This is a genomic window from Mycobacterium sp. GA-2829 (assembly GCF_001499965.1).
In the GTDB taxonomy this organism is placed as follows: Bacteria; Actinomycetota; Actinomycetes; order Mycobacteriales; family Mycobacteriaceae; genus Mycobacterium.
The window spans coordinates 21,654-48,469 of record NZ_LQIT01000035.1 but is presented as its reverse complement, the minus strand read 5'-3'; the positions used below and the strand labels follow the sequence as shown (position 1 = coordinate 48,469).

The 26,816-nt window shown below is 67.6% G+C and carries 26 protein-coding genes; 11 read left to right on the top strand and 15 right to left on the bottom strand.

Annotated elements, in window-relative coordinates; all coding sequences use genetic code 11:
- Window positions 1–15: 15 nt before the first annotated feature.
- Genes AU194_RS20800 through AU194_RS20745 form a run of 12 tightly spaced genes read right to left on the bottom strand, consistent with a single transcriptional unit; the run spans window position 16 to window position 14,699 of the window.
- On the bottom strand, window positions 16–1,767 hold the full coding sequence (locus AU194_RS20800; RefSeq protein WP_059091160.1) for an MCE family protein: 1,752 nt from the start codon (window positions 1,765–1,767) through the stop codon (window positions 16–18).
- Window positions 1,767–3,146, bottom strand: coding sequence for an MCE family protein (locus AU194_RS20795; protein WP_059091159.1), 1,380 nt, complete (start codon window positions 3,144–3,146; stop codon window positions 1,767–1,769). Before AU194_RS20795 ends, AU194_RS20800 begins: the two co-directional genes overlap by 1 nt.
- Window positions 3,143–4,582: an MCE family protein gene (locus AU194_RS20790; protein ID WP_059091158.1), complete on the bottom strand. Its 1,440-nt coding sequence runs from the start codon at window positions 4,580–4,582 to the stop codon at window positions 3,143–3,145. Before AU194_RS20790 ends, AU194_RS20795 begins: the two co-directional genes overlap by 4 nt.
- The gene (locus AU194_RS20785; RefSeq protein WP_059091157.1) at window positions 4,579–5,661 is read right to left on the bottom strand and encodes an MCE family protein; all 1,083 of its coding nucleotides are present in this window, start codon (window positions 5,659–5,661) and stop codon (window positions 4,579–4,581) included. Before AU194_RS20785 ends, AU194_RS20790 begins: the two co-directional genes overlap by 4 nt.
- A complete protein-coding gene (locus AU194_RS20780) occupies window positions 5,661–6,686 on the bottom strand; it encodes an MCE family protein (protein ID WP_059091156.1) in 1,026 nt (341 codons plus the stop codon). Before AU194_RS20780 ends, AU194_RS20785 begins: the two co-directional genes overlap by 1 nt.
- Window positions 6,683–7,960 carry an MCE family protein gene (locus tag AU194_RS20775; protein ID WP_059091155.1) on the bottom strand — a complete coding sequence of 426 codons (1,278 nt, stop codon included), beginning with the start codon at window positions 7,958–7,960 and terminating at the stop codon, window positions 6,683–6,685. The genes AU194_RS20780 and AU194_RS20775 overlap by 4 nt, the downstream gene beginning before the upstream one ends.
- 9 nt (window positions 7,961–7,969) lie before the next feature.
- Window positions 7,970–8,827 (bottom strand): ABC transporter permease, encoded by an 858-nt coding sequence (locus AU194_RS20770; protein ID WP_059091154.1) that lies wholly within the window; start codon window positions 8,825–8,827, stop codon window positions 7,970–7,972.
- A 3-nt stretch (window positions 8,828–8,830) separates the two neighbouring features.
- A complete protein-coding gene (locus AU194_RS20765; RefSeq protein ID WP_059091153.1) occupies window positions 8,831–9,628 on the bottom strand; it encodes an ABC transporter permease in 798 nt (265 codons plus the stop codon).
- Window positions 9,621–10,787, bottom strand: coding sequence for a thiolase (locus AU194_RS20760; RefSeq protein WP_059091152.1), 1,167 nt, complete (start codon window positions 10,785–10,787; stop codon window positions 9,621–9,623). The genes AU194_RS20765 and AU194_RS20760 overlap by 8 nt, the downstream gene beginning before the upstream one ends.
- On the bottom strand, window positions 10,784–11,968 hold the full coding sequence (locus tag AU194_RS20755) for an OB-fold domain-containing protein (protein ID WP_059091151.1): 1,185 nt from the start codon (window positions 11,966–11,968) through the stop codon (window positions 10,784–10,786). The genes AU194_RS20760 and AU194_RS20755 overlap by 4 nt, the downstream gene beginning before the upstream one ends.
- 14 nt (window positions 11,969–11,982) lie before the next feature.
- Window positions 11,983–13,191 (bottom strand): CaiB/BaiF CoA-transferase family protein, encoded by a 1,209-nt coding sequence (locus AU194_RS20750; RefSeq protein ID WP_059091150.1) that lies wholly within the window; start codon window positions 13,189–13,191, stop codon window positions 11,983–11,985.
- Window positions 13,192–13,193: 2 nt separating this feature from the next.
- On the bottom strand, window positions 13,194–14,699 hold the full coding sequence (locus AU194_RS20745; RefSeq protein WP_059091149.1) for an aldehyde dehydrogenase family protein: 1,506 nt from the start codon (window positions 14,697–14,699) through the stop codon (window positions 13,194–13,196).
- A gap of 257 nt (window positions 14,700–14,956) precedes the next feature.
- Between AU194_RS20745 and AU194_RS20740 the strand changes: the two genes are divergently transcribed.
- From AU194_RS20740 to AU194_RS20720, 5 genes are all read left to right on the top strand, one after another.
- Window positions 14,957–15,658 (top strand): SDR family NAD(P)-dependent oxidoreductase, encoded by a 702-nt coding sequence (locus tag AU194_RS20740; RefSeq protein WP_059091148.1) that lies wholly within the window; start codon window positions 14,957–14,959, stop codon window positions 15,656–15,658.
- A 50-nt stretch (window positions 15,659–15,708) separates the two neighbouring features.
- Window positions 15,709–16,569: a mycofactocin-coupled SDR family oxidoreductase gene (locus tag AU194_RS20735; protein WP_059091147.1), complete on the top strand. Its 861-nt coding sequence runs from the start codon at window positions 15,709–15,711 to the stop codon at window positions 16,567–16,569.
- Window positions 16,570–16,608: 39 nt separating this feature from the next.
- A complete protein-coding gene (locus AU194_RS20730; RefSeq protein WP_059091146.1) occupies window positions 16,609–16,806 on the top strand; it encodes a ferredoxin in 198 nt (65 codons plus the stop codon).
- A gap of 22 nt (window positions 16,807–16,828) precedes the next feature.
- Window positions 16,829–18,202, top strand: a complete 1,374-nt coding sequence (locus AU194_RS20725) for a cytochrome P450 (protein ID WP_369804179.1) — start codon at window positions 16,829–16,831, stop codon at window positions 18,200–18,202.
- 138 nt (window positions 18,203–18,340) lie between these two features.
- Entirely contained in the window at window positions 18,341–18,679 is a 339-nt protein-coding gene (locus AU194_RS20720) for a hemophore-related protein (protein WP_059091144.1), read from the top strand.
- Between the two features lie 23 nt (window positions 18,680–18,702).
- Here the strand turns inward: AU194_RS20720 and AU194_RS20715 are convergent, their stop codons facing one another.
- Window positions 18,703–19,878 carry an acyl-CoA dehydrogenase family protein gene (locus tag AU194_RS20715; protein ID WP_059091143.1) on the bottom strand — a complete coding sequence of 392 codons (1,176 nt, stop codon included), beginning with the start codon at window positions 19,876–19,878 and terminating at the stop codon, window positions 18,703–18,705.
- Window positions 19,862–20,860 (bottom strand): acyl-CoA dehydrogenase family protein, encoded by a 999-nt coding sequence (locus AU194_RS20710; RefSeq protein WP_059091142.1) that lies wholly within the window; start codon window positions 20,858–20,860, stop codon window positions 19,862–19,864. The genes AU194_RS20715 and AU194_RS20710 overlap by 17 nt, the downstream gene beginning before the upstream one ends.
- 264 nt (window positions 20,861–21,124) lie before the next feature.
- Here AU194_RS20710 and AU194_RS20705 point away from each other — a divergent pair, with 264 nt between their 5' ends.
- Genes AU194_RS20705 through AU194_RS20690 form a run of 4 tightly spaced genes read left to right on the top strand, consistent with a single transcriptional unit; the run spans window position 21,125 to window position 24,690 of the window.
- Window positions 21,125–22,216 (top strand): amidohydrolase family protein, encoded by a 1,092-nt coding sequence (locus tag AU194_RS20705; RefSeq protein ID WP_059091141.1) that lies wholly within the window; start codon window positions 21,125–21,127, stop codon window positions 22,214–22,216.
- Window positions 22,217–22,241: 25 nt separating this feature from the next.
- Window positions 22,242–23,384 (top strand): amidohydrolase family protein, encoded by a 1,143-nt coding sequence (locus tag AU194_RS20700; RefSeq protein WP_059091140.1) that lies wholly within the window; start codon window positions 22,242–22,244, stop codon window positions 23,382–23,384.
- 5 nt (window positions 23,385–23,389) lie between these two features.
- On the top strand, window positions 23,390–23,782 hold the full coding sequence (locus AU194_RS20695; protein ID WP_059091139.1) for a Rieske 2Fe-2S domain-containing protein: 393 nt from the start codon (window positions 23,390–23,392) through the stop codon (window positions 23,780–23,782).
- Window positions 23,779–24,690 carry an alpha/beta fold hydrolase gene (locus tag AU194_RS20690; protein ID WP_059091138.1) on the top strand — a complete coding sequence of 304 codons (912 nt, stop codon included), beginning with the start codon at window positions 23,779–23,781 and terminating at the stop codon, window positions 24,688–24,690. The genes AU194_RS20695 and AU194_RS20690 overlap by 4 nt, the downstream gene beginning before the upstream one ends.
- 5 nt (window positions 24,691–24,695) lie before the next feature.
- Here AU194_RS20690 and AU194_RS20685 read toward each other — a convergent pair whose 3' ends face one another.
- Window positions 24,696–25,169 (bottom strand): hypothetical protein, encoded by a 474-nt coding sequence (locus tag AU194_RS20685; RefSeq protein ID WP_059091137.1) that lies wholly within the window; start codon window positions 25,167–25,169, stop codon window positions 24,696–24,698.
- Window positions 25,170–25,203: 34 nt separating this feature from the next.
- Between AU194_RS20685 and AU194_RS20680 the strand changes: the two genes are divergently transcribed.
- Together AU194_RS20680 and AU194_RS20675 are read left to right on the top strand one after the other, a co-directional pair.
- A complete protein-coding gene (locus AU194_RS20680; RefSeq protein WP_059091136.1) occupies window positions 25,204–26,505 on the top strand; it encodes an NADH-ubiquinone oxidoreductase-F iron-sulfur binding region domain-containing protein in 1,302 nt (433 codons plus the stop codon).
- Window positions 26,502–26,816 (top strand): ferredoxin, encoded by a 315-nt coding sequence (locus AU194_RS20675; RefSeq protein ID WP_059091135.1) that lies wholly within the window; start codon window positions 26,502–26,504, stop codon window positions 26,814–26,816. Before AU194_RS20680 ends, AU194_RS20675 begins: the two co-directional genes overlap by 4 nt.

The following is a 26,816-nucleotide window of genomic DNA, read 5'->3' as shown; positions in this document are numbered from 1 at the left end:
TTCTCGTTGCGGCCGTCAGGTCGGCATCATGTCCTGCCAGCTCTTGGGCCGGCTGACCAGATCCGACTGCCGGTACATCTTGCCGTCACTGCCCATGTACTCCCCGGTGCGCGGGTTGTACTTGGCCACGCCCACCGACGGACCCGACTCGCCGCCGCCCTGGAACGCCGCAGGCGCGGGCACGGGGGCCGGTGAGGGCACCGGTTCGGCGCCCGGGGGCAACGGCACCTCACCCGGCGCCATCCCCGGCGGCACCGGAACCTGCGTGACCTGCGGCAGGTCCGCGGGCGGGGTCGGTACGGCGTCGGGCACCGTCACCTGGGCCGGCCCGGGCGGGCTGACCGGTGGCGACGTGTACAGCGGTTGGCCGGGAAGCAGCGGTCCCGGCCCGGTGCCCGCGAAGTTCGGCGGCGGTGACGCTGGTGGCGGGATGTCCGCCGGCCGCTCGGTGACCCCGGGCGGCAGCGGGGTGCCCTCGATGGGGCCGAAGGTGTTGGAGTCCACCAACACCCGGCTGTCCGGCGGGACGCCCTGGCTGATCAGGTTCGGGTCGAGCGGGTACGGCCCCAGCACATGCTGACGCTGCGCGAGCGGCGTGAACCCGTTGGGGTCGTTGCACAGTTCGACCGTCGGCGCGCGCTTACCCGGATGCTCCATGCACGGATAGTTGCGGGCACCGCGCACGGCGACGGGCGAATCCTGCGGCAGTTTGCAGTACAGATTGTCCGGGGTGTCGATCACGGAGGTGTCGTCGGGACTGCGCCACGCCGACGGCGGGAGGAAGCCGACGGTACAGGCCGCGGGATCGCCGAGGCCGAGCGAGAAGTCGCCGTTCGGCAGACCGCTGGGATTGTTCGTCGGCGCATAGGTCTGGATCTGCGAGACGAACGGCGGCACGAGCACCAGCAGCTGCTCGATCGACGGGTTGTAGGTGACCCCGATCTGGCCGAACGTGGTCAGGTTCGCCAGCAGCACCGGCAGCGTCGGCTTGACCTGTTCGAGCAGACGCGAGGTCTCCTGCGCGAAGCCGGGCCCGTTGCGCAGGATCGACCGGACCTGCGGATCGTTGTTGGCGACCTGATCGGTGATACCCGCCAGGCTGCGCCCCCACGTGCGGATCGAATCAGCCGTCTGGGCCTGGGCGTTCAGGAACGGCACCGCATCGTCGGTCAGTGTGCGGGTCTGCCCGGCCACGGCCCTGGCGTCGCGGGTGATCGTCGACGACGAGTCGAGCAGCGAGCCGAAGTCGAAGTCGGTGCCCTTGAAGGCGTTGTACGACTCGTCGAGCAGCTGCCCGAGTTTGTCCTTCGGGATCGTGTTCACCAGGGAGCTCAGCTGATCCAGCATCGGACCGACCGCCTGCGGAATCGTGGTGTCGCGCATGGCGATCACCGATCCGTTCTCCAGGTACGGCGGCTGGTCGGTGTTCGGCAGCAATTCGACGTACTGCTCGCCGACGGCCGACACACTGCGCACCTCGGCCTTCAGATCGGACGGGATCTCGGCCGAACCGTCCAACGACAGCGTCGCCTCGGCGCCGTTGTCGGTCAGCGTCACCTTCGTCACCTTGCCGACCTGGGAGCCGCGGTAGGTGACGTTGCTGAACTGGTAGAGGCCGCCGGAGGCGGGCAACTCCACCGTGACGATCATCCGGCCGACCCCCAGCAGGGTCGGCACCTGCATGTAGACGAACGCCATCACACCGACACCGACGATCGAGGCGATCGTGAAGATGATCAGCTGGGTCCGCACGAACCGCGTCAGCATCAGCGACCCCCTTCATTCGACGGAATCGGGTTCAGCGGCGTCGGATTCGCGTACGGCCCGGCGAACAGCGGCACACCACCGCCCCGCGGGGGCGCGGGCGCCGGTGCGGGGGCGGGACCGCCGAACATCGACATCGGAGCCGGCGGTGTGACAGGCAGGATGGGCCCGACCTCTTCGGTCACCGGCGGCGGTGGCGGCAACGGTGCGGCCGCCTCCGCGGTGGCGGCCTCGGCCGGCGGCTCGTCGGCGGGGAACGCACCCGATTCGGCCGCATCGAGCCCGAGCTTGAGCGGATCGTAGGTGTACTGCAGATAGCTGGGATCCCCTGGGGCGGGGACCAGTTCGGCACCCTCCTGCTCCCACCGGGTGCCCAGGAACAGCGTGCGCTTCAACCGCGGGATCGTGAAGTCGACCACCGCGAACAGGTTGTAGTAGTCGCCGCGGATGGCACGGTCGATGAAGCTCTGCGTGAACGGGAAGTGGGCGGCGTACTCGAGGATCGAGTTGAGATCCGGACCGATGTCGGCGAACGCCTTGATCGTGGGTTCGAGGTTCTTCAGGTTGCGGACCAGGTCGTCCTTGGAGTCGTTCACCAGTTGCGTTGCGGTGTCGCTGAACGTGCCGAGCCGTTGCAGTGCGGTGGTCAGCCGGGGCCGTTCCCGGACCAGCACGTCGATCGCGGGCGGGATGCGGTCCAGCGCCTGGGTGATGTCGTCGCGCTGCTGGGCGAACGTCGAGGACAACCGGTTCAGCGACTGGATCGAGGACACGATGTTGTCGCGTTGGGCGTCGAGTGTGCCGACGAAATTGTCCAACCGGGTGAGCAGTTCGCGCACCTCGCCCTGGCGGCCGTCGAGGGCCGCGCTGAAGTTGTGGATGACGTCGCCGATCTGGCCGAGCCCGCCCCCGTTGACCACCGCCGCCAGCGAGGACAGCGTCTGCTCGGTGGTGGGATAGGTCGACGAGTCGTTGAGCCCGATCGTGGCACCGGGTTCGAGAACCCCCTCGGGGGCGTCGCCGAGCGGCGGGTTGAGCGCGAGGTGCATCGAACCGAGCAGCGAGGTCTGCGCGACGCTGGCCACCGCGTTCGCCGGCACCGTGATCTCCGGCTTCACCGAGATCTCGACATCGGCGTGCCAATCCTTGACCGACATCTTCCGCACGCTGCCGACCACCACGTCGTTCATCATCACCGGCGAATTCGGCTCGAGCTGAGCCACATTCGCGATCTCGACGTGATACACCTTTGCATCCGACCCACGGCCGACCGCACCCGGCAGCGGCAGGGTGTTGACACCCTGGAAACCGCAGCCGCTCATGGTCATCGCGATGGCCGACCCCGCGATGATGGTGAGGCGTCGCGCCTTTGCGCCCGTCATGGCTGCGGTGTCCCTTCTGCCGGCAGCAGCGGTCCGGGGGCCGGTGCGGCAGGCGGCGGGCCGGGCGGCGGCCCGCCCGGGTTGAGCACGGACTCGATGGTGGTCGGCATGTTCGGCGGCACCAGCGGCGCCCCACCCGGCAGGAGCTGCTGCGCGCCCGGGCCGGGCACACCCGGCGGACGTCCGGTGAACGGCGCCGGACCCGGGGCGACCCCCTCGTAGGCCGAGACCGTCGGCGGGATCAGCGGCGGCTGGGGCGATCCGCCGCCACCGGGTGCCAGGTTGGGTTCGGAGTAGATGATGTTTTCCGGGTTGGCCGACGGGCTCAGGAAGGGGTCGATCCCGATCGGCAGGTAGTTGAAGTTCAGTAGCCGCAGCGCAGGCCCGAGGTACTGCGAGCACAGCTTCGCCGTCTCCGGCGCGGTGGTGTTCTGGACCGCGCCGATGGCGCCGCAGATGAACTGCACCGGATTCGAGAAGTTGTTCAACACGAACTGCCCGACGGCGCTTCCGGTGTCCGGGTTGTAGATGTTGTAGGCGTTGCTCAGCGCGTTGGGCGCGATGTGCAGGAGGTTCTCGATCTCCATCTTGTTGTTGAGCAGGTTGCTGGTGACATTCGCCAACCGCTGCACCTGCTCGGAGGTCTGCTCGCGGCTGCCCGCAACGAAGCGCTGCACCTCGACGACGGCCACCGACAGATCCTTCAGCGCCGCATCGAGATCCGAGCGGCTGCCGTCGACCACGCTGGTCAGCGTCGCCAACCGGTTCTGGAACAGCATCACGTGCTCGTTGCTGTTCTTGAGCGCCGAGATGAAGGTCTGCAGGTTCTTGATGATGTCGACGATGTTGCCGCTGCCCTCGGCCAGAACCCGTGCGGCGCCCGAGAGTTCGGTGATCACCTGACGCAGCTTGTCGCCGTTGCCGTCCATCGCGTTGGCCGCACTGTCGATGAACCGCGACACCGAGGTGCCGTCGACCCCGCTCTGCGGTCCGAGATCGGTGGCCAGCCGGGTCAGCTGTTCCTTGACCTCGTCCCATTCGACCGGGACGGCGGTGCGCTCCAGCGGGATCACCGCGTCGTCGGGCAGGGTGGGTCCGCTCGTCCGGTAGGCGGGGGTGAGCTGCACGTAGCGCGCGGAGATCAGGTTGGGTGCGACGATCACCGCCTTGGCGTCGGCGGGCACCGGCACGTCGCGGTCGACGTGCAGGATCAGCCGGGTCTGGGTGCCCTCGGGTTCGATCGAGTCGATGGTGCCGACCGGGACGCCGGACACTCGCACCTCGTCGCCAGGATAGATACCGGTCGCGGAGGTGAACACCGCTTCGAAGGTGCGCGGTCCGAAGTAGATCTGGCGCACCAGGACCGCCGCACCGGCCACCAGCAGTGCGACCAGCGCAAGCGACAGCAGCGTCGTCAGGCGCCTACGTCCCCTCATCGCGAACCTCCAGGAATGCCGTTGTAGGGCAGCGGCAGTTCGGCGCGCGGACCCGCGGTGTCCGGCGGCTGTCCGGCGTTGGTGCCGCGGCGGAAGCCGAACGCGTAGTCCATGAACGGCTGCAGAATCTGCGCGGGCTGCAGGTTCGGGACGTAGGCGTTGTAGTACGGGCCGTTGGCGAGCGTCTCGCCCTGGGCGAGGATGAACTTCTTCAGGCTGGGCAGGATCTTGCCGATGTTGTCGCGGTTGCGTTCGAGCATCGCCTCGACCGAGTTGAGCCGCTGCAGCGTGGGCGCCAGTTCCGCCTCGTTGTCGGCGACGAGCCCGGTGAGTTGCTGGGAGACCGCGGAGGTGTTGGCCAGCAGGTCGACGATCGCATCCCGCCGGTCGTTGAGCACGCCCAGCAGATCGTTGGCGTTGAGTATCAACGTGTTGAGCTGCTGGCTGCGCTGAGACAGCACCTCGGTCACCTCGCTGGCGCTCTTGAGCAGTCCGGCCAGGTTCTCGTTGCGGCTGTTGAGCGAGCGCGACAGCCGGCTCAACCCGTCGAAGGTCGAACTCAGCTGCGGCGCAACCTGATCAATGGTTGCCGAGAGGGTGTCGAGCGACTGGTTCAGCGACGTCGTGTCGGTACCCGCGGAGTTGGTGGTCAGATCGCCGACCGCATCGGTGAGCGAATACGGCGACGAGGTCCGCGACACCGGGATGACCTCGGACTGGCTCAACGATCCGCTGCCCTCGGATTCGAGGGTGAGCACCCGCTCGCCGAGCAGTGATCCGATGCGGATGTGGACGGTGGTCTGCGAGCCGAGCGGATACCTGCCGTCGGTGGTGAACGACACCAGCGCGTCGCCGTTGGACAGCGACACGTCGGTCACGGTCCCGATCTTGATACCGGACACGGTGACGTCGTTGCCGACGGTGATACCGCCTGCCTCGGTGAACAGCGCCTGGTGCCGAACCGAGGTGGCCCACTGGATGATTCGCTCGGGCTGCAGACCGACGGCGATCACCAACACGATCAGCATCGCGCCGATGAAGCCGGCCTTGACGAGGTTCGACTCGCGGTACTTACGCATCAGGGCTCACCGCACCTTCCGCCCTCCTGTTTGACCCAGGGGAAGACCGCGGTCCGGCCCTGTAGATCGGTGACGCGGAAGGACAGCCCGCAGATGTAGTACATGATCCAACTGCCGTACGAGCCGAGGCGGGCCACCTTGCGGTAGTTCTCCGGACCCTTCTGCAGGGCCATGTCGAGGATGATCTGGTGGTCGTCGAGCAGCGGGGCCAACCGGTTCATCTCGTCGACGGTGCGCGCCAGCGGCGGCCTGGCCTCGGTCAAGAGGTCCGCGATCGACGCGGTTCCGTTGTCCAGTGCGGTGATCGCGGTGCCGATCGGGTCGCGGTCGTCGGACAGCCCGCTGATGAGCTGTTCGAGGCGATCGATGGCGCCGGAGAACTTGTCGCCATCCTTGGCCAGCGTCTCCACCACCGTGTCGAGGTTCTCGATGAGCTGCTGCACGACCTCGTTGTTGTCGGCGAGCGTGTTCGAGAACGACGACGTCCTGCTCAGCAGCGAGTTCAGGGTGTCGCCCTGGCCCTGGAAGATCTGGATGAGCGACGAGGTCAGCGCGTTGACGTCCTGGGCGTTGAGGCCCTGGATGACCGGTCGCAGACCGCCGAGCAGCAGGTCGAGGTCCAGGGCTCCGGTGGTGCGCTCCTTCGGGATCTGCGCGCCCGCAGGCAGTTTGCGCGTGGACCCGGGCCCGTCGACGAGTTCGAGGTAGCGGTCACCGGTCAGGTTGAGGTACCGCACCGCCGCCTGGGTGCCCGAGGTGAGCACAATGGACTGGTCGGCGTCGAAGTCCACCAGCACGGTCTTGTCCGCTTGCAGCGCCACCTTTTTCACCGTGCCGACCCGGACGCCGGCCACCCGCACCGAATCACCGGTGTCCAGCCGCGACGCATCGCTGAACACCGCCGAGTACTTCGACGTGGAACCGCTGCGGTACTGGCTGAACGCCATGAACAGGAATGCGGTCAGCAGTGTCATCACGGTGGCGAAGACCGCGAACTTGATCAGGGTGCCTCGCACGCTCGTCATCCCGGCTGTCCGATCTGGGCGGTGTTGCGCGGCGGACCGTCCAGCGGGCCGAACAGCATCTGCTTGAGGCCGTCGGAGTTGAGCAGGATGCCCTGGTTGCCGTACTGCCACGGATTGGCGTTGGTGTCGGTGACCAGATACTTCGACCGGTTACCGAATCCGATGTAGGGCAGCCCCATACAGTTCGGTCCTCCCTTGGCTGCGACCTTGGGCAGGTTGCGGGGGTAGCGGTAGCGATCGATCCCCATGGTGAACGCCACGTTGACCACCACGCCGGGGTCCATCTGCGGCGGCTGGTGCAGCACGTAGCTCATCCCTTCGAGCGTGCAGTTGATCGCCTTCGAGTACTCGTTGAACAGGTCGGTCGTCGGGGCCACCAGTCTGAGCACCTCGGTCAGGGCCTCCCGGTTGCCGCCGACCACCTCGTTGCCGACGTCGGCGAGTCCGACGGCGCTCACCAGGAACGCGTCGAGATTGTTCTGCTCCTCGACGATGCCGTCGCTGATCGTCGTCGCGTTCTTCATGGTGGCGATGAGGTCCGGTGCGATGTCCGCGTAGGCGGCGGCGACCGGCGCGGTCAGTTCCATGTCGCGCGCGAGGTTGGGCAGGCTCGGTTCGAGTTCGGCCAGCAGCGCGTTGAAATCGCTGAGCGTCTGCCCCATGCTCTCGCCGCGGCCGGAGAAGGCCGAGGAGATCGCGCCGAGCGTCTGGTTGAGTTTGGCCGGGTCGATGCGGTCGAGTACGGCCACCAGATCCTGGAAGACGGTGTTGATCTCGACCATCACCCGGTCACCGCGCAGCACCTGGCCGGCGCGCAGCGTCTTTCCCGACGGCTGCGGTGGGGCGACGAACTGGACGGACTTCGCGCCGAACACCGTGGTGGATTCGATGTCGACGCCGACATTGTCCGGGATGAGGTGCATCTGGGACGGTTGCATCGCCAGGTGCAGCGCCGCCGTACCGTCGGCGCGCTGTTCGATCGAGGCGACCTTGCCGACCTCGACGCCGCGCATCTTGACCTTGGCGTCGGGGTTCATCACCAGCCCGGCGCGATCCGAGATGACGGTCACCGGAACCGAATCCGTAAAGCTGCCGCGGAACAGTCCGACCGCCAGGGCGACGACGACCACGACTGCCACGACCAGCCCGAGGCCGGCCAGCGGCCGCGCGTAATGGGTCACCCCGAAGTGGCGACCACCCGAGGACGCCACCGGTGCCGCGGAACTCGTGGTCTCCGATCGGTGCATCGGCCCTGGGCCCAGATTCTTCGACACAGTGCTCCCCTACCCCGACAGGTTGAAGTTGCCGTTGGAGCCGTAGATGGACAGCGAGACGAGCAGCGTCACCGACACCACCACGATCAGCGACGTGCGCACCGCGTTGCCGACCGCGACGCCCACACCCGACGGTCCGCCGGTGGCGAAATAACCGAAGTAGGTGTGGATCAACAGGATCGTGATCGCCATCAGGATGGCCTGCAGGAACGACCACAGCAGGTCGATCGGGTTGAGGAACGTGTCGAAGTAGTGGTCGTAGAGGCCGCCGGACTGGCCGAACAGGACGACGGTGGTGAACTGGCTGGCGACGAACGACAGAATCACCGCGATCGAGTACAGCGGGGTGATCGCGATCATCCCGGCCACGATGCGGGTACTCACCAGATATTCGACCGGGGGGATGCCCATCGACTCCAGCGCATCGACCTCCTCGTTGATGCGCATGGCGCCCAACTGTGCGGTGACGCCGGCGCCGAAGGTGGCGGCCAATCCGATGCCGGCCACGACGGGGGCGGAGATGCGCACGTTGATGAACGCGGCGAGGAAGCCGGTGAGCGCCTCGATGCCGATGTTGCCCAGCGAGCTGTACCCCTGCACCGCCAGCGTGCCGCCCGCCGCCAGCGTCAGGAATCCGACGATCACGACGGTGCCGCCGATCATGGCGAGTGTGCCCGCGCCCATGGAGATCTCGGCGATCAGCCGGATGATCTCCTTGCGGAAGTGCACCGCGGCGTGCGGCGTGCCGCCGAGCGCGCGCAGGTAGAACAGCGCGTGATCGCCGATCCGACCGAGGATCTGGGCCGGGCGGCCGAGTTGTCTGCTGATGCGCGGGTAGGTCGCCCGCAGCGTGGTGATCGTTCCCATGGGTCAGTCCGTCGTCATCCGGATGCCGATGGCGGTGACCAGCACGTTGATCACGAACAGCGCCATGAACGCATACACCACGGTCTCGTTGACCGCGTTGCCCACGGCCTTGGCGCCGCCGCCGGAGATCGTCAGCCCCCGGTAGCAGGCGACCAGGCCGGCGATCAACCCGAACAGCGCGGCCTTGACGCAGGAGATGATGACCTCCGGCACCCCGGTGAGCAGCGTGATGCCCGCCGCGAAGGCGCCCGGGTTGACGTCCTGGATGAACACGGAGAACACGTAGCCGCCCAGGATGCCGATGATGACCACCAGGCTGTTGAGCAGCAGTGCGACCAGGCCCGAAGCCAGCATGCGCGGAGTGACAAGGCGCTGAACCGGATTGATGCCCAGCACCTCCATCGCGTCGATCTCCTCGCGGATGGTGCGGGAGCCGAGGTCGGCGCACATCGCGGTGGCACCCGCCCCGGCGACGATCAGCACGGTGACCATCGGACCGACCTGGGTCACCGCCCCGAACGCCGCACCCGCGCCGGACAGGTCGGCGGCGCCGAGTTCGCGCAGCAGGATGTTGAGGATGAAGCTCACCAGCACGGTGAACGGAATCGCCACCAGCAGCGTCGGCGCCAGTGACACGCGCGCGACGAACCAGCACTGCTCGAGGAACTCCCGCCACTGGAACGGCCGCTGGAACACGTACTTGATCGCGTCGGCCGACATCGCGAACAACCCGCCGACGGCCTGCATGGGCCCGGACAGGTTGCGGCTCAGCGATATCCCGGGTGTCCACCGCTCAGCCATCGACTCGGGTTCCTTCCAGGATGGTGACCGCCGCGACCGCGGTCGGTCCTCCGATGTTGTGCGCCAGCCCGACTCGTGCGCCGTCGACCTGGTTGACCGCTTCGCCGCGGAGTTGGCCGAACAGTTCCACGCATTGCGCGACGCCGGTCGCGCCGGGCGGGTGGCCCTTGGCCTTCAGTCCGCCGCTGGGGTTGACCGGCAGCGCCCCGCCCATGCTCGTCACCTCGGCCTCGACGAGTTTGTGGGCGCCGAACTTCTCGGCGAATCCGAGGTCCTCATAGCTGATCAACTCGATCCCGGTGAAGTAGTCGTGCACCTCGGCGACGTCGATGTCCGACGGGCTCAGCCCGGCCATCCCGAAGGCGCGTTTGGCGGCGCGGACCGTCGCGGGGAAGGTCGTCATATCCGGTTTGTGGGGGTACATCACCGAATCCAGGCCCAGCCCGACGCCGCGCACCCACACCGGCCGGTCGGTGAACCGGTCCACGACATCCTCGGCCGCCAGGATCAGCGCCGCGGCGCCGTCGCTCTGCGGTGCGCAGTCATATATCCCGAAGGGGTTGACCACCATCGGCGCCGACAGCGCCTGTTCGACGGTGATCTCGAACCGCAGCCGGGCCTTGGGGTTGTCGACGGCGTTGCGGTGGTTCTTGACCGCGATCATCGCCAAATGCTCACGGGTGGCCGGGGATTCGTGTAGGTACCGGCGCACGTGCAGCGCGAATCCGGCGGGTGCGACGAGCCCGAGCGGGTAGTCCCACGCCATGTCCCTGGTGGTGGCCTCCCAGCCCCACAGCATGTCCTTGGTGGCGACCTCGCGTAGCTTGTCCGCACCCATCACCAACGCGACGTCGGCGGCGCCGGCCGCGATGCCGTAGAGCGCGTTGCGCACGACGTCGTTACCGGTGGCGCACGAGTTCTCGACGTGGGTGACCGGGGTGTCGTACAGACCGAGCGTGTCGGCGAGGACACCGGACGGGAAGCCGTCGGTGGTGCCCATCGCGCCGAACCACACCGCGTCGATGTCGCCCTTGGACATGCCCTTGTCCACGCTGGCAGCGCATTCCGCGAACGCCATCGGCAGCAGGTCCTTGATGCCCAGTGCGAAATGTTCGGCGAACGGCGTCATCCCGGCGCCGACGATCGCGACCCGCCTCATGCCGCGTCCGGTTCGACGGCCCCGGGTTCGAAGGCATAGCCGTAGTCCGGCACCCCGGAGCGCACCGCGACGCGGCGCAGCACCATCCGGCCACGGTCGCCGATGTCTACGGTGCCGGGCGCGGCGCCGGTCACCTTGACCAGTGCGCGGACGTCGGTGTCGTCGAGTTCGACGATCACCAGCGAGTAGGGCGACCGCATACCCGGGACCGGGATCTCCACGGTCGCTTCGGTGTAGACGGTGCCGGTGCGCGGCAGCGGGACCAGTTCGTAGTCGGTGTCGAGTACACAGTCGTCGGCGACGCGGTACCGCGGCGGGAAGTCGAGAACCGTCGTCCCGGTGTGCCGTCCGGCCTCCCAGCGCACTTTGGCCTCGAACGCACGCTCGTAGGCCGCCAGCGAAATCGCGAGATCCGCGCCGGGGGTGACGGTCCCCTCGGGTAGCGGCCGCGCCGCCGGTTCGCGTCGAATCACTTGTGCCTCACCGTTTGTGACGGTGATGCCGGACAGACTCGCCTGCTCCACCGCGACCAGGGGCCCAATCGTATGGGACTCGGCGAGGCTCGCGAGGGCAAACAGCCCAGAACTCGCTCCGAATGTGGGAAGCCGAGGGGGATCTCCGATGCACAGCGCCGTCACCTTGTCGTGGTCGACACCGGCGACGACCACCGGGGTGTCCAGCCACGCCGCCGACAGTGAGGCCAGCAGACCGCGTTCGTGCAGCAGCCGCGGATCGCCGTAGTCGTGGACGCCGCCGACGGCGTTGCGGGTGCGCACCGGGAGGCTGCGCGCGACGCGGGCCGCGGTGCGGACCTGCTTACCCCGGTCGGAGGTGAGGATCGCCGCCGCACCCGCCGGTTCGAGGTCCACGCCGATCACCAGCGACCGCGGACGTGCCGAACTGACCGCGTCGAGCGTGGCGGGCGCCCCGCCGAGGCGTTCGTCGACCTCGAGTTCGGGATCCAGCCCGAGTCCGGCCAGCAGGACTGCGGCGTTGCTGCTCTCGGTCAGCGGCAGGTTGCGGCTGACCACCACCACCCGTTCCACCGCACCGCCCGCACTCAACGCCGCGCGGCCTGCCTCGACGGCCAGCGTGATGGCGTCCTCATCGTCACCGGCGATGCGGTGATGCGGTGTGCCCCAACACGGGAGGTAAGTCCCGATCGAAGCGATGAACGGCATTCAGATCTCCACTGTCACGTGACGGCACCTGCCGTCTTGAGCTCGATGATGCGGTCCCAGTCCAGGCCGAGTTCGACGAGGATGTCGTCGGTCTGCTCCGCGAATCCCGGTGCGGCGCCGGTCTGCGGGGCGGTGACGTCGAATTGGACGGGGTTGGCGACCAGTTCCAGTTCGCCGGCAGCCACGAGGTACTCGTTGGCCCGGATCTGCGCGTCCTGGGCGGCCTGCAGGGTGTCCTGTACCGGCGCCCACGGTCCGGCCAGTGATGAGAACCGCTCGCTCCACTCGAGCAGCGGGCGTTTGCGCATCGCCTCGGTGAGGATCTCGACGGCGGCCGGCGTGTGTTCGGCGAAGGATTCGGCGGTGGCGAAGCGCGGATCGTCGGCGTAGTCGTCGAGGTCCATGTGTTTGCACACGTCGGCCCAGAACTTCGTCGGCTGCATCATCACGAACGAGATGTAGCGGTCGTCGGCGGTCGGATAGACGCCGACCAGCGGGTTGATCGGCGAACCGTGCACCCCGGGGGGCGGCTGCACCATCAACTGGTTCAGGTGCGAGGTCAGCGCGACGGTGTGGCCCATCGCCCACAGTCCGCTGCCCAGCAGCGACACGTCCACCACCGACGGCTCACCGGTGCGTTCGCGCCGGAACAGCGCCGCCGCGATGCCGCCGGCCAAATTGGTCCCGGAGATCGTGTCGCCGTAGGCCGGTCCGGGCGGGCCGATCATCCCCTCGATCCCCGGCGGGGTGATGGTGGCGGCCGTGCCGGCGCGGCACCAGAACGCGGTCATGTCGTAGCCGCCCTTGACCGACTCCTCGCCGCGCGGGCCGAGCGCACTGCCGCGCGCGTAGACGATGTTGGGGTTGACCGCGCGGATGTCGTCGACGTCGATGCCGAACTTCTGCCGGTGCCCGGGCAGGAAACTGGTCAGGAAGACGTCTGCGCGACGGGCGAGTTCGAGCAGGACCTCGCGGCCCTCCGGCACCGACATGTCCAGGCCGATGCTGCGCTTGCCGCGGTTGGCGTGTTCGATGTTCGGGTTCGGATCGCCCTCGACTCGCAGCGGCCCGGTCTGGCGCAGCCCGCGCTGCGGGTCGCCGGTCACCGCGTGCTCGACCTTGATGACGTCGGCGCCCCACTCCCCGAGCACCGCGCCGCACGACGGGACGAAACCGTACATCGCGACCTCGAGGACGCGGATGCCGTCAAGCGGTCTGCTCATACCTAACCCACCACCGTTGCGAAAGTCTTGGATTCCAGGAACTCCTCCAACCCGGCCCGGCCCATCTCGCGGCCGATACCGGACTGCTTGAACCCGCCGAACGGGCTGTCGGGGCTGAAGTAGTTGCCCCCGTTGATGGAGAACGTGCCGGTGCGGATCCGCCGGGCCACGGCCAGCGCGCGCTCCTGGCTGCCGAATACCGCACCGGACAGTCCGTAGATCGAGTTGTTGGCGATGCGGACCGCATCGTCGTCATCGTCGTACGCGATCACCACCAGGACGGGTCCGAACACCTCCTCCTGCGCGATCTCGCTGTCGGGGTCGACGTCGGCGAGCAGGGTCGGGGTGTAGAAGAAGCCGGGGTCCACCTTCTGCCCACCGGTGACCAGAGAGGCCCCTGCGGCGACGGCTCGTTGGACCATCCCGTCGACCTTGTCGCGCTGCTTCTCGCTGATTAGCGGGCCCATGTAGGTCTTCGGATCGGCCGGATCGCCGTACCGCACCAGCCCGAAATTGTTCTTGATCAGCTCGACGATCTGGTCCTGGTGCGCCCTGGGCACCAGCAGCCGCGAGGTGAGCGCACACCCCTGTCCGGCGTGGGTGACCATGCTGAACGCCGAGAACAGTGCGGCGGTGTTGAAGTCGGCGTCGTCGAGCACGATCGCCGCCGACTTCCCGCCGAGTTCGAGGAAGACCTTCTTCAACGTCTCGCTGGCGGCGGCCATGATGCGCCGGCCCGTCGGGGTGGACCCGGTGAACGTCACCATGTCGACGCCCGCGTCGGTGGTCAGCACGGCACCGACCTCGGGGTCGGCGCCGGAGAGCACGTTGACCACGCCGGCGGGGATGTCGGTGTGTTCGGCGATCAGCTCGCCGAGCGCGAGGGTGATCAGCGGGGTGTCGGGTGCGGACTTGAGCACCACCGTGCAGCCCGCGGCCAGCGCCGGGGCGAGCTTGGCCAACGCCAGCTGGTTCGGATAGTTGTAGGCGATGATCGCGGCGACGACTCCCGCGGCCTCTTTCTCCACCCAGCGGTGGTGCTGCATTCCGCGGCTTTCGATGTTGCCGAGGTCCTCGGTCATCGGATAGCCGGCGAGCAGATCGGCGTAGTAGCGGACGATCTCGATGGGCTGGTCGAGTTGCGCGCCCTGGCACAGCGCCTCGGTGGCGCCCACTTCCGCGATGGTCAGCGCGGCGAGTTCGTCGCGGTGCTCGACCAGCGCGGTGTGCAGCTGGTTGAGGCAGCGCACGCGCAGCGCGACATCGGTGGACCAGTCGGTGGTGTCGAAGGCGCGCCGCGCGGCGGCCACGGCCGCCCTGGCGTCGTCGACGGTGGCGTCCGGTGCGTGTCCGAGCACCTGGCCGGTCGCCGGGTTGAGTGATGCGAACACCCGTCCGGTCTCGACCAACCTGCCGTCGATCAGCAACCGCCGATCCGCCGGAGGTGCGCCGGCCTGCGGGTCGGCGGCGTTCCGGCTGTCTGCGGTCACCGTGGTCGGCTGAGCCATCGTGCTCCTCAGTGTGATGGAAATTCCATTCTCATTCCCGGCGAATCATACATTCGGGACGAGAGAACTCAAGCAAACCTAGAGTGGCTAGTCATAGGCGTGCGGGACCGGAACGAGCTTAGGTTGTGGCGCGGCGAAGCTGGTCGATTTCTTGCAGAATGATCGATGCCGAGAGTACGGTTCTCATAATCGGAAGGATGATTCTTGAACGTTGAGCTGACCGTGAAAGAGCCGGCCCGCGTGCAGGACCGCGCGCTGTGAAGAACGCCGTCGTCACCGGAGGCGGCTCCGGAATCGGCCTGGCGATCGTGCAGCGCCTGCAGGCCGACGGACTGCACGTCGCCACGATCGACCTGAACCCGGGCGACGGGGATTTCGCCCACGTCGCCGACGTGACCGACCGGGATGCGGTCGAGGCGGCGTTCACCGCGATCCGCAAGCAGCTGGGTCCGGTCACCGTTCTGGTCAACGCCGCCGGGCTGGACTGTTTCAAACGGTTCACCGACGTGTCGTTCGACCGTTGGCAGAAGGTCATCGACGTCAACCTCAACGGTGTCTTCCACACCATCCAGGCCGCGCTGCCCGACATGCTCGAGGCGGGATGGGGCCGCATCGTCAACATCTCGTCGTCGAGCACCCACTCGGGCGCGCCGTACATGTCGCCGTACGTCGCGGCCAAGTCCGCGGTCAACGGTCTGACGAAATCGCTTGCACTGGAATACGGTCCGAGCGGCATCACCGTCAACGCCGTACCCCCCGGCTTCATCGACACCCCGATGCTGCGTGCCGCGGCCGACCGCGGCTATCTCGGGGACATCGACGCGACGATCGCGGCCACCCCGGTCCGGCGCATCGGGCGCCCCGAGGACATCGCCGCCGCGTGCGCCTTCCTGATCAGCGAGGAAGCCGGCTACATCACCGGCCAGATCCTCGGGGTCAACGGCGGACGCAATACCTGACGGTCACCGAGACATCAACGGAATCAACCGGATCGACGAGAGGACAAGCTGTGGGGCGCGTAGAAGGTAAGGTCGCATTCGTCACGGGCGCCGCCCGCGGTCAGGGGCGCAGCCATGCGGTCCGGTTGGCCGAAGAGGGCGCCAACATCATCGCGGTCGACATCTGCAAGGACATCGACAGCATCGGCTACCCGATGGCCACTCCCGAGGACCTCGAGGAGACCGCGCAGTTCATCGAGAAGACCGGCCAGCGCGCGTTCACCGCACAGGCCGACGTCCGCGAGGCGTCGCAGCTGCGCGAGGCGCTCGAGAACGGTATCGCCGAGTTCGGCGGCCTCGACATCGTCGTGGCCCAGGCCGGGATCGCCGGGATGAAGGGCAACCCGCCGCTGCAGGCGTGGGTCGACGTCATCAACACCAACCTGATCGGCACGATCAACGCGATCAACGTCGCACTCCCTCACCTCAAGGAGGGCGGCTCGATCATCGCCACCGGATCCACCGCGGCGTTGATGGACACCTCGAAGAAGGACAACCCGGGCAACGATCCCGGCGGGATGGCCTACGTGCACTCCAAGCGGGCGCTGTCGAACTATGTCCACGACCTCGCCACCGAACTGAGCGCCCGCGGCATCCGTGCCAATGTGGTGCACCCGACCAACTGCAACACGAACATGCTGCAGAGCGAACCGATGTACCGGTCGTTCCGGCCCGACCTCGAACACCCGCAGCAGGCCGACGCCGAGCCGGTGTTCTACGTGCAGCAGGCGATGAAGGTGCCGTGGGTCGAGCCCGAGGACATCAGCAACGCCGTGCTGTGGCTGGCCTCCGACGAGGCCCGCTTCGTCACCGGTGCGCAGCTGCGCGTCGACGCCGGCGGCTACCTCAAGTGGTACGACTTCCACATCTGACCCGAACCCGTTGACGGCCAGACACATTCGAGGAGAACAGTGAAGGTAAGGGTTGATTCGGGCCGTTGCCAGGGGCACACGCTCTGCGCGATGATCGCGCCCGATTCCTTCGAGCTGAGCGACATCGACGGCACCGCGTCACCGGTCAACGAGATCGTGCCCGACGATCAGCAGGACGCGGTGCGTGAGGCGGTGTCCTCCTGTCCGGAACAAGCGATCTCGATCGACGACGACTGACATGACTCAGGGAGCCAACGACGTGAGCACCGTCGACGAAGTCCTCGGCGACCCAGCCGACAGCGACCGCAAGAAGAATCGGTACCACTTCGACCGGCACACTCCGGAGTACCGGCTGCAGTTCGAGAAGGTCACCGAGGAGATGCACGCCAAGTGCCCGATGGCGTGGAGCGACACCTACGGCGGGCACTGGGTGGCCGCCGACAGCAAGCACGTGTTCGAGTTGTCGCGCTGCCCGGTGGTGTCCAACCACCACGACATCAGCGGTGAGACCCCGTTCCAGGGCATCACGCTCCCGAAGGCCAGCCGGGCCACCGTCGTGCGCGGCGGCATCCTGGAGATGGACGAACCCGAGCACAGCAGCTACCGCGGCGCGCTGAACCCGTATCTCTCGCCCGCAGCGATCAAGCGGTGGGAGCCGTTCGTCGACGAGATCACCCGCGCCGCGCTCGACGAGCACATCGAGTCGGGCCGTATCGATTTCGTCGAGCACCTCGCGAACGTGGTGCCCGCGGTGTTCACGCTGGCCATGATGGGCATCGCACTCGACAAGTGGAACGTCTACAGCGAGCCCACCCACGCGTCGGTGTACACCCCGGAGCACTCCCCCGAACGCGAGAAGATCAACGAGCAGCACCGCGAGATGGGGATCGACCTCATCAACAACATGATGGAGATCCGGCAGAATCCGCGCCCTGGTCTGGTCAACGCGCTGCTGCAGCTGCGCATCGACGGGGAGCCGGCGCCGGACATGGAGATCCTCGGCAATCTGGGCCTGATCATCGGCGGCGGTTTCGACACGACGACCGCGCTCACCGCCCACGCCCTGGAATGGCTGGGCGAGAACCCCGATCAGCGTGAGCGCCTCAGCCGGGAACGGGACACGCTGCTGCACCCGGCCACCGAGGAGTTCCTGCGGTTCTTCACCCCCGCCCCCGGCGACGCTCGCACGTTCGCCGACGACGTGGAGGTCGAGGGCCAACGGTTCAAGAAGTACGAGCGGCTCTGGCTGTCGTGGGCCATGGCCAACCGCGACCCGTCGGTGTTCACCGACCCGAACGAGGTGCAGCTCGACCGGAAGGGCAACCGCCACTTCAGTTTCGGTATCGGGGTGCACCGCTGCGTCGGCTCGAACGTGGCCCGCACGGTGTTCAAGTCGATGCTGACCGCGGTGCTCGACCGGATGCCCGACTACGTCTGCGATCCCGAGGGCACCGTGCACTACGACACGATCGGTGTCATCCAGGGCATGCGCAATCTGCCCGCGGTGTTCACGCCGGGCGAACGCCGGGGGCCCGGGCTGGACGAGACGCTGGAGAAACTGCAGCGCATCTGCGACGAGCAGGAGCTGGCGCGGCCCATCACCGAACGCAAGGAAGCCGCCGTCATCAATTGACCGGGGACTGATCGAGGTTTGCTCGACGGAAGAAAAGGTAACAGTCGGGCTGTTACTGTCGATGTACCTGCTGTCGGGTGATCTTGTGCCCGGTGAATGCGAATTCGACAATCTAATTCCGAAGAAGAGGGTGTACCCATGCGCAAGCTGTCGCGCCGAAACATCGCTATCACGCTCGGCGGCCTCGCCGTGGCGGTTCCGCTGTCCACCGGCGTCGCGGCCGCGCAGCCGGACCTGGGCCCGATCATCAACACCACCTGCAGCTACGACCAGGTGATTGCGGCGCTCAACGACCAGCATCCCGACCTGGCCGCGCAGTTCGCGCAGCAGCGCAGCGGTCAGCAGGCGGTGCGCAGCTTCCTCGCCTCGACCCCGCAGCAGCGGCAGGCGACGGTGGCGTTCCTGCAGGGCAACCCGACCGCCCAGCAGTACTTCGGGCCGATCTCGGACGTCGCGAACAGCTGCAACAACTACTGATGCGGTGGCCGCGCGGCTGAACCTCAGCCGCGCGGCAACCCCAGCACCTGGGTGGCGATGATGTTGCGCTGGATCTCCGAGGTGCCGCCGGCGATCGTGCCGGAGAAACTGCGGGCGTAGCGCTCGAACCAGCTCGCGAAGTAGTGGTCGAGGTTCATGTGTTCGTAGCGCCCTGTCGTCGACGGGTGCACCAGTCCGGCCGACCCGGCCGCTGTCAGCGCCGCATCGGCGGCCCGCATCTCGGCCTCTGAGCCGAACAGTTTGAGCACCGACACCGACGCGGTGTCCATCTCACCCCGCGCCGCGCGGGCCAGCGCGGCCGAGCCCATGGCGCGCAGCGCCTGATAGTCCATGATCATCGACGCGTACTGGTCGCGTTCGAGGTCGGTGGCCGGTTCGAAATCGGCGATCACGTTGTCGATGCGGTCGGCGAAGCCCAGCCACATCATCGTGCGCTCGTGGCCGAGGGAACCGTTGGCCACCTTCCAGCCCTGGTTCAGCGGCCCGACGAGGTTCTCCGCGGGCACCCGGGCGTCGGTGAAGAAGACCTCGTTGAAGTCCTTGTTGTCCTCACCGCACAGGTCGGCGAACGGCCGGCACACCACGCCCGGTGTATCGGTCGGGATGATCAGCGCGCTGATGCCGCGGTGCTTGGGGGCGTCCGGGTCGGTGCGGACGAACGTCAGCAGGTAGTCGGCGTCGTGGGCGCCCGAGGTCCACACCTTCTGCCCGTTGACGACGAAGTGGTCACCGTCTCGGGCCGCTCTGGTGCGCAGCGACGCGAGATCCGAACCGGCGCTCGGCTCACTCATCCCCAGCGATGCGGTGAGCTCACCGCGCAGCACCGGAACCGCCCAGCGGTGCTTCTGCTCCTCGCTGCCGAACGTCAGCAGCGAGGCCGCGACGATGTTGACGCCCTGCGGGTTGAAGCTGTGGTAGATCCGCCGCCGGCACAGTTCATCGAGGTGCACGAACTGCTGCAGCACCGAGGCGTTGCGGCCGCCGAACTCGGGCGGCTGCGCGGGTAGCAGCCAGCCGTTGTCGAACAGCAGGCGCTGCCAGTCGCGGGCCCACTGCGGCATGTGCGACACCGACCGGGGCCGCTCCAGGGTGGCCGACTCGGGCGGCAGGTTCGCGTCGAGGAAGGCCGCGAACTCCGCGCGGAACTGCTCGACGTCGGCATCAAAAGTCAGCTGCATGAAACTCCTTCGCGATCGTCGCGCGGTGTTCGGCCGCGCCGCCCAGCAGCAGTTCACCGGCCTTGGCCCGTTTCAGCGCGAACTGCAGGTCGTTCTCCCACGTGAAGCCCATGGCGCCGAAGAGTTGCAGGCCGTGGCGGAACACCAGCGACTGGCACTCCCCCGCCGCCGCCTTGGCCATCGCCGCGGCCAGCCGGCGCCGCGGATCGTCGGCGGCGATCGTGAGCGCGGCGAAGTACGCCAGCGCACGGGCCCGTTCGATGGCGACGTGCATGTCGACCGCCTTGTGCTGCACGGCCTGGAACGAACCGATCGGCACCCCGAACTGGTGGCGCTGTTTGACGTGGTCGAGCGCCAGGTCGAGGATGCGCTGGCAGGCGCCGACCGTCGTGATCGCGACCCCGGTCAGCGCGAGGTGGCGGGCCCGCTCCGGATCGGTGTGCACCCGGTCGGTGTCAGGCACCCGCACGGCGTCGAAGGACACGTCGGCGATGTGCAGCACCGGGTCGAAGACCGGGCTGCGGCGGCGGACGGCCAGCGCGGTGTCGACGACGAAGACGCCTGCATCGGTCACCACGGCGAGCCGTTCGGCGCGGTCGCCGTCGAGGACGGTGCGGGCGCTGCCGTCGAGCACCCAGCCCTCGGCGTCGCGGACCGCGCTGATGCCCTCGTAGACCGCGGCACCTGCCTGCTGGGCGTCGAACCGGTCGCCGGCCAGCGGGGCGTACTGGGTCATGGTGGCCAGGAACGGCGTGGGATCGGTGGCGCGGCCCATCTCCTCGAGCACGATCGCCAGTTCGACCGCGTTCTCCGGGTCGGTCAGCTCCGTCCACCCGGCGTCGACGTAGCTCTTCCACAGCGGCGTCGGGTCGACACCGTTCTCCGCGATCTCGCGGACCAGCGAGGCCGGGCACTGTTTGGTGACCGCGTCGCGCACGGTCTCCTGCCACAGCCGCTGATCGGCATCGAACTCGAGTAGCATCCAGCGCCTCCCTGAGCGGTGTCACGACTGTCAGGAGAATAGCATTCTCCTGCCGTAGACACGCATTCTCGCCCGATGGCTATCAGCTTCTGCGTAAGGTGTTCCTCGCGGTTGACCAGCACACAGATTTACCTGCGGTGATGCGCGTAAGCCAAACGAGAACTCGGTTCTTGCCTTTGAAGAACTTCGATTTACACTGGCTGTGTGTCCGGCTCCGCCGCGCACGCTCGACGGCCTTCGCCGGACGAACATGGAGGACGAAACTTGGCCACAACGCTGCAGGACGGGACGCGGTCGCCGTTGATCGACGCCAGCGTGCACATCTTCGTCAAGTCCACCAAGGATTTGCGCAAGAACTTCCTGCGTGAGCCGTTCCGCAGCCGCGGCTTCCCGGACTACGAAATGGACTGGTACGGCGCGCCGGGCGGCGAGTACGCCAAGGGCACCGAGGGTCCCGACGGCCAGTACCCCGGATCCGATCCCGACGTGGTGGCCCGGCATCTGTTCGTCGACCGCGGCGTGGACGTCGCGGTCCTGCACCCGATGACCCGCGGCGTCATGCCCGACCGCCACCTCGGCACCGCGATCGCCGCCGCCCACAACGAGATGATGGTGACCCGCTGGCTCGAGCACAGCGAGCACGGCGAGCGGTTCCGCGGCACCATCCGCGTCGTTCCCGACGACATCGCCGGCGCCCTGCGGGAGATCGAGAAGTACCGAGACCACCCCCGCGTCGTGCAGATCGGCGTCCCGCTGCAGAGCCGCGAGTTGTACGGCAAACCGCAGTACTGGCCGCTGTGGGAGGCCGCGATCGACGCGAATCTGCCTGTGGCCGTTCATATCGAGGTCGGGTCGGGGATCGCGCTGCCGCCGACGCCTTCGGGTAACACCAGGACCTACGAGCAGTACGCGAGCTTCATGGCGCTCAACTACCTGTACCACCTGATGAACATGATCGCCGAGGGCGTCTTCGAGCGGATGCCCGCGCTGCGCTTCGTGTGGGCCGACGGTGCCGCGGATCTGCTGACGCCGTTCATCTGGCGGATGGACTGTTTCGGCCGACCGCACCTCGAACAGACACCGTGGGCGCCGAAGATGCCCAGTGACTATCTGCCCGGGCACGTGCACTTCGTACAGGGCATGCTCGACGGCCCCGGCGACGCCGACTTCGCCGGCGAGTGGCATGCGTTCACCGGTAAGGACGACATGGTCATGTACGGGTCGAGTTACCCGCACTGGCAACTCAACGAGCCGTCGGCGCCTGCGTCGTTCAGCGCCGAACAACGCGACAAGTTGTTGTGGCGCAACGCCGCCGAGCTCTACGGAATTCAGGTCGGTGCAGAGGTCGGGCAGTGACGGAAGCGATCAAGGGAGACACGAGATGACGGTCACCACCACCCCCCGGCAACCGGCGGTCGAGCGCATCGCGGTCCGGTGCGTCGACTCCGACGTGCACCCCGTCCCCCGCGCCGGTGACCTCGGGCAGTACCTTCCGGAACCGTGGCGCAGCAAGTACTTCAACACCCGCAAGGTGGGCGAGCAGATCTACTACGACGCCCCCGACTACGCGCACGCCTACGCGATGCGTGTCGACACCTTCCCGGCCGACGGCCAGTTCCCCGGCAGCGACCCGGATCTGGCGTTCCGGCAGCTGATCATGGAGGCCGGGGCCGACATCGCGATTCTCGAACCGGCCGCGTACCCGGCGCGCATCCCCGAAGCGCAGCACGCGATGTCGTGCGCGCTCAACGACTGGCAGGCCAACCACTGGCTCGACAGCCACAACAACTGGCACGAGCGGTGGCGGGGGTCGATCTGCCTGGCGATCGAGGAACCGGAGAAGTCGGTCGAGGAGATCGAGCGCTGGGCCGGCCATCCGTACATGGCGCAGATCCTGATCAAGGCCGAACCGCGGCCGTCGTGGGGTAATCCGAAGTACGACCCGATCTGGGCGGCGGCGACCAAACACGACATCACCGTGAGTTGCCACCTGTCGCGCAGCCACTTCGAGGAACTGCCCATGCCGCCGGTCGGCATGCCCAGCTACAACCATGATTTCATGGTCACCTACTCGCTGCTGGCCGCCAACCAGGTGATGAGCCTGGTCTTCGACGGAGTGTTCGACCGCTTCCCGACGCTACGAATCGTATTGGTGGAGCACGCGTTCACGTGGATCCTGCCGCTGATGTGGCGGATGGACGCGCTCTACGAGGCGCGCAAGGACTGGGTGGACATCAAGCGCAAACCGTCCGAATACGTCAAGGACCACATCAAGTTCACCACCCAGCCGCTGGACTACCCCGAGGACAAGACCGAACTGTCCCGGGCGTTCGAGTGGATGGAATGCGACAAGATCCTGCTCTACAGCTCGGACTATCCGCACTGGACCTTCGATGATCCGCGCTGGCTGGTCAAACACCTGCCCGAACACGCCAGGGAGAACGTGATGTTCCGCAACGGGCTGGCCACCTACCACCTCCCCGACACGGTGCCCGCCCTCGAGGGTCAGGTCCGGGTGTTCTGACGGCGATGACAGAGGACAAGAAGCCGCCCCGGCTCGCCCAGGGGCGTGAACACATCGTGGCCACCGTCGACGAGATCCCGCCCGGTTCACACAAAGTCGTGCCGATCGGACGCCACGGCGTCGGCGTCTACAACGTCAACGGCACGTTCTACGCGATCGCGAACTACTGTCCGCACGAGGGCGGTCCGCTGTGTGTGGGCCGCGCCCGCGGGCGCACCGTGGTCGACGACAACGTGCCCGGCGACGCGGTGATGGTGCGCGATCTCGAGTACATCTACTGCCCGTGGCACCAGTGGGGTTTCGAATTGGCGACGGGCACCACCGCGGTCAAACCCGAGTGGAGTATCCGCACCTACCCGGTCCGCGTGGTCGGCAACGATGTGCTGGTGATGGCATGACGACCACCGACGAGGCGGCCGGGCCCACCCTCGAACGCGGCGAACGGATCTTCGAGGTCAACGGCGGCCGGGTCGTGTACGAAATCCTCGGTGAATCAGGCGATTTCATCGCACTCACCCCGGGGGGACGGTTCAGCAAGGACATTCCGGGGCTGCGGCCGCTTGCGCAAGCCCTGGTCGACGGTGGCTACCGGGTACTGCTGTGGGACAGGCCGAACTGCGGCAAGTCCGACGTGCAGTTCTACGGCGAGAGCGAATCCCACATGCGCGCCGAGACACTGCATGCGCTGATCACCGGACTTGACATCGGCCCCTGCATCATCGCCGGGGGTTCGGGCGGTGCGCGGGATTCGATGCTGACCGCCATGCTGTACCCGGAGATCGTGCGAAAGCTGGTGGTGTGGAACATCGTCGGCGGTGTGTACGGGAGTTTCGTCCTCGGCGGCCACTACGTCGTGCCGAGCATCCTGGCGGTACGCGGGCTCGGCATCGAGGGACTGCTGAACGTGCCGGAGTGGCGTGAACGCATCGCGCAGAACCCGGCCAACGAGCAGCGCATCCTCGACCTCGACGTCGACGACTTCCTCAAGCTGTCGCGGCGCTGGCTCAACGCGTTCGTCCCCAAGCCGGGGCAGACGATCCCCGGTGTTCCCGACGAGATGTTCGACGACCTCGTGGCGCCCACCCTCATCATCCGCGGCGGCGAAAACGACTGGGACCATCCCAAGCGCACGTCGCTCGAAGTGCACTGCCTGATCAAAGGATCCAGGCTGATCGATCCACCATGGCCCGAAGACGCCTGGGAACGAGCGGGCGAGAAGATGGCGCGAAGCGGAGGCAAGGACTTCTGCCTGTTCGACACGTGGGTACAGGCCGCACCGGCGATCCTGGACTTCCTGGGACGGTAGAGATGTCAGACGGTGTGGATGTGCACCTCGCAGTTCAGCGAGGCCTCCAGTGCGGTGTGTATGCGGCTCTCCGGGATTCGTTCGAGATCGGATTTGCGCAGCGTCACGCGGACGACGTCCCAGCCGTCGTCGTCGACGGTCCTGACGATGTCGCCGGTGAGCCCGAACCCGGCGAGGACGCCGTGCGCGTCGTCGTCGGTGCCGCGGCTGATGTAGGTCAGCACACCGGCGACCGGCTGGGTGCCGAACGCCTGCGCGCACAGTCCGATCGCCAACTGCGTGAGGTCGTCCGCATCCTCGCCGGCGATCAGCAGTTCGGCCTCCCGCCTGCCGGGCGGCATCGCGGGCAGGTTGTTGTCCACCACCTCGGCACCCGCCGCACCACCGAGCTCACGCAGGCGCGTCATGCCCTCGGCTAGCTGGTCGTGGGTCAGCTCCCCCGCCGGGTCCACGCCGACCCGCACCACCGCAGTCCTCATGCCGGTCAGCCTATCCGCGGAGACGGAGTAGCCGATGAACCCCACCGCCGCAACCCAACTCACCACCGGCGTCTGGCCCGGCGCCACCGCCCGTCTGCTGCAGGAAGGCACCGGACGCGAGGACTACGCCGACTACGCGCAGTCCGGCGGATACCGCGTACTCACCGACGCGGACCGCCTGCTCGACGAGGTGGAACTGTCCGGTCTGCTCGGCCGCGGCGGTGCGGCGTTCCCGATGGCGGTCAAGCTGCGCTCGGTACGCGACCACGGCCGCGCCCGCGGGGGCGCCGTCGCGATCGCCAACGGTGAAGAGGGCGAACCCGCCTCGATCAAGGACCGGTGGCTGCTGCGGCACCGCCCGCACCTCGTGCTCGACGGGCTGCGACTGGCCGCCCGCATCGTCGAGGCACACCGCGCCGTCGTCTACGTCTCCGATCCGGAGTCGGCGCGCAGTGTGGAAACCGCGCTGGGACAGCTGGATTCGTCGGTCATGGACGGGGTGGCCGTCGACGTGAAAACCGTCGACGCCGGCTACGTCGCCGGAGAGGAGACCGCCGCGGTGCGCGCCGTCAACGGCGGCCCGGCCAAACCGACCGACAAACCACCGCGCCCGTTCGAGGAGGGCGTGGCCGGACTGCCGACGCTGGTGAGCAACGTCGAGACCCTCGCCAACCTGCCGTTCCTGCACGCGCACGGCGCACGCACCTACCGGTCGGCGGGCACCGCATCCTCCCCCGGGACGTTCCTGGCGACCATCACCGGCGGCGGCAGGCCGGCGGCGCTCTACGAGCTGCCGCACGGCGTCGCGCTCGCCGATGTGCTGACCTGGCACGGCATCTCACCCGACGCGGTGAGCGGGGTGCTGATGGGCGGGTACTTCACCGGACTGCTGAACCGCGACGTCCTCGACGCCACGCTCGACCACGAGGCGCTGCGCCGGCTCGGCAGCGGGCTGGGATGCGGTGCGGTCGGCGTGCTGACCGACGAATGTCCCGTCGCGGTCGCGGCGTCGGTGCTCGCCTACTTCGACCGGGAGAACGCCGGACAGTGCGGGTCGTGCTTCAACGGGACCGCGGCGATGGCCGCCGTCGCGGAGGCCCTGCGCGACGGGGTCGCCACCGACGAGGATCTCGCCCGGCTGGAGCGCTGGTCGGTGGTGCTGCGGGGCCGCGGCGCGTGCGCGACGCTCGACGCCGCCACCAACGTCGCGGCGAGCCTGCTCACCGCGTTCCCACAGGTGGTCGCGCGGCATCTGCAGGGCGAGTGCGACAGCTGCTCGGTCGATCCGTTCGACGTCCGACGACCCTACGAAGTGGAGGCGGTGGTGAGCGCGTGAGGATCCGCCTCGACCGCACGATGTGCGACGGCTTCGGGATCTGCGCCAAGCACGCACCCGAGTACTTCTCCCTCGACGACTGGGGGTACGCCTCGCTGATCGGCAACGGCACCGTGCCCGAGGCCGATCAGCCTGCGGTGCGCCGGGCGCTGCTCGACTGCCCGGTGCACGCGATCATCGAGATGCACGAGGGAGAACCGTTGCACGACAGACCTTCTCAACCACCGGCAGGGGCCGCTTCGGTCGACGATGCCGCGAACGGTGACCACGCAGCCGCCGTCCGCGAAGAGCACATGCTGCCGGGGCTGTGA

What these genes read in the sequence shown, in the direction of transcription:
- AU194_RS20800 (WP_059091160.1), bottom strand. Translation starts at nt 1,767, where the DNA reads ATGCTGACGCGGTTCGTGCGGACCCAGCTGATCATCTTCACGATCGCC.
- AU194_RS20795 (WP_059091159.1), bottom strand. Translation starts at nt 3,146, where the DNA reads ATGACGGGCGCAAAGGCGCGACGCCTCACCATCATCGCGGGGTCGGCC.
- AU194_RS20790 (WP_059091158.1), bottom strand. Translation starts at nt 4,582, where the DNA reads ATGAGGGGACGTAGGCGCCTGACGACGCTGCTGTCGCTTGCGCTGGTC.
- AU194_RS20785 (WP_059091157.1), bottom strand. Translation starts at nt 5,661, where the DNA reads ATGCGTAAGTACCGCGAGTCGAACCTCGTCAAGGCCGGCTTCATCGGC.
- AU194_RS20780 (WP_059091156.1), bottom strand. Translation starts at nt 6,686, where the DNA reads ATGACGAGCGTGCGAGGCACCCTGATCAAGTTCGCGGTCTTCGCCACC.
- AU194_RS20770 (WP_059091154.1), bottom strand. Translation starts at nt 8,827, where the DNA reads ATGGGAACGATCACCACGCTGCGGGCGACCTACCCGCGCATCAGCAGA.
- AU194_RS20765 (WP_059091153.1), bottom strand. Translation starts at nt 9,628, where the DNA reads ATGGCTGAGCGGTGGACACCCGGGATATCGCTGAGCCGCAACCTGTCC.
- AU194_RS20760 (WP_059091152.1), bottom strand. Translation starts at nt 10,787, where the DNA reads ATGAGGCGGGTCGCGATCGTCGGCGCCGGGATGACGCCGTTCGCCGAA.
- AU194_RS20755 (WP_059091151.1), bottom strand. Translation starts at nt 11,968, where the DNA reads ATGCCGTTCATCGCTTCGATCGGGACTTACCTCCCGTGTTGGGGCACA.
- AU194_RS20750 (WP_059091150.1), bottom strand. Translation starts at nt 13,191, where the DNA reads ATGAGCAGACCGCTTGACGGCATCCGCGTCCTCGAGGTCGCGATGTAC.
- AU194_RS20745 (WP_059091149.1), bottom strand. Translation starts at nt 14,699, where the DNA reads ATGGCTCAGCCGACCACGGTGACCGCAGACAGCCGGAACGCCGCCGAC.
- AU194_RS20720 (WP_059091144.1), top strand. Translation starts at nt 18,341, where the DNA reads ATGCGCAAGCTGTCGCGCCGAAACATCGCTATCACGCTCGGCGGCCTC.
- AU194_RS20715 (WP_059091143.1), bottom strand. Translation starts at nt 19,878, where the DNA reads ATGCAGCTGACTTTTGATGCCGACGTCGAGCAGTTCCGCGCGGAGTTC.
- AU194_RS20710 (WP_059091142.1), bottom strand. Translation starts at nt 20,860, where the DNA reads ATGCTACTCGAGTTCGATGCCGATCAGCGGCTGTGGCAGGAGACCGTG.
- AU194_RS20700 (WP_059091140.1), top strand. Translation starts at nt 22,242, where the DNA reads ATGACGGTCACCACCACCCCCCGGCAACCGGCGGTCGAGCGCATCGCG.
- AU194_RS20695 (WP_059091139.1), top strand. Translation starts at nt 23,390, where the DNA reads ATGACAGAGGACAAGAAGCCGCCCCGGCTCGCCCAGGGGCGTGAACAC.
- AU194_RS20690 (WP_059091138.1), top strand. Translation starts at nt 23,779, where the DNA reads ATGACGACCACCGACGAGGCGGCCGGGCCCACCCTCGAACGCGGCGAA.
- AU194_RS20685 (WP_059091137.1), bottom strand. Translation starts at nt 25,169, where the DNA reads ATGAGGACTGCGGTGGTGCGGGTCGGCGTGGACCCGGCGGGGGAGCTG.
- AU194_RS20680 (WP_059091136.1), top strand. Translation starts at nt 25,204, where the DNA reads ATGAACCCCACCGCCGCAACCCAACTCACCACCGGCGTCTGGCCCGGC.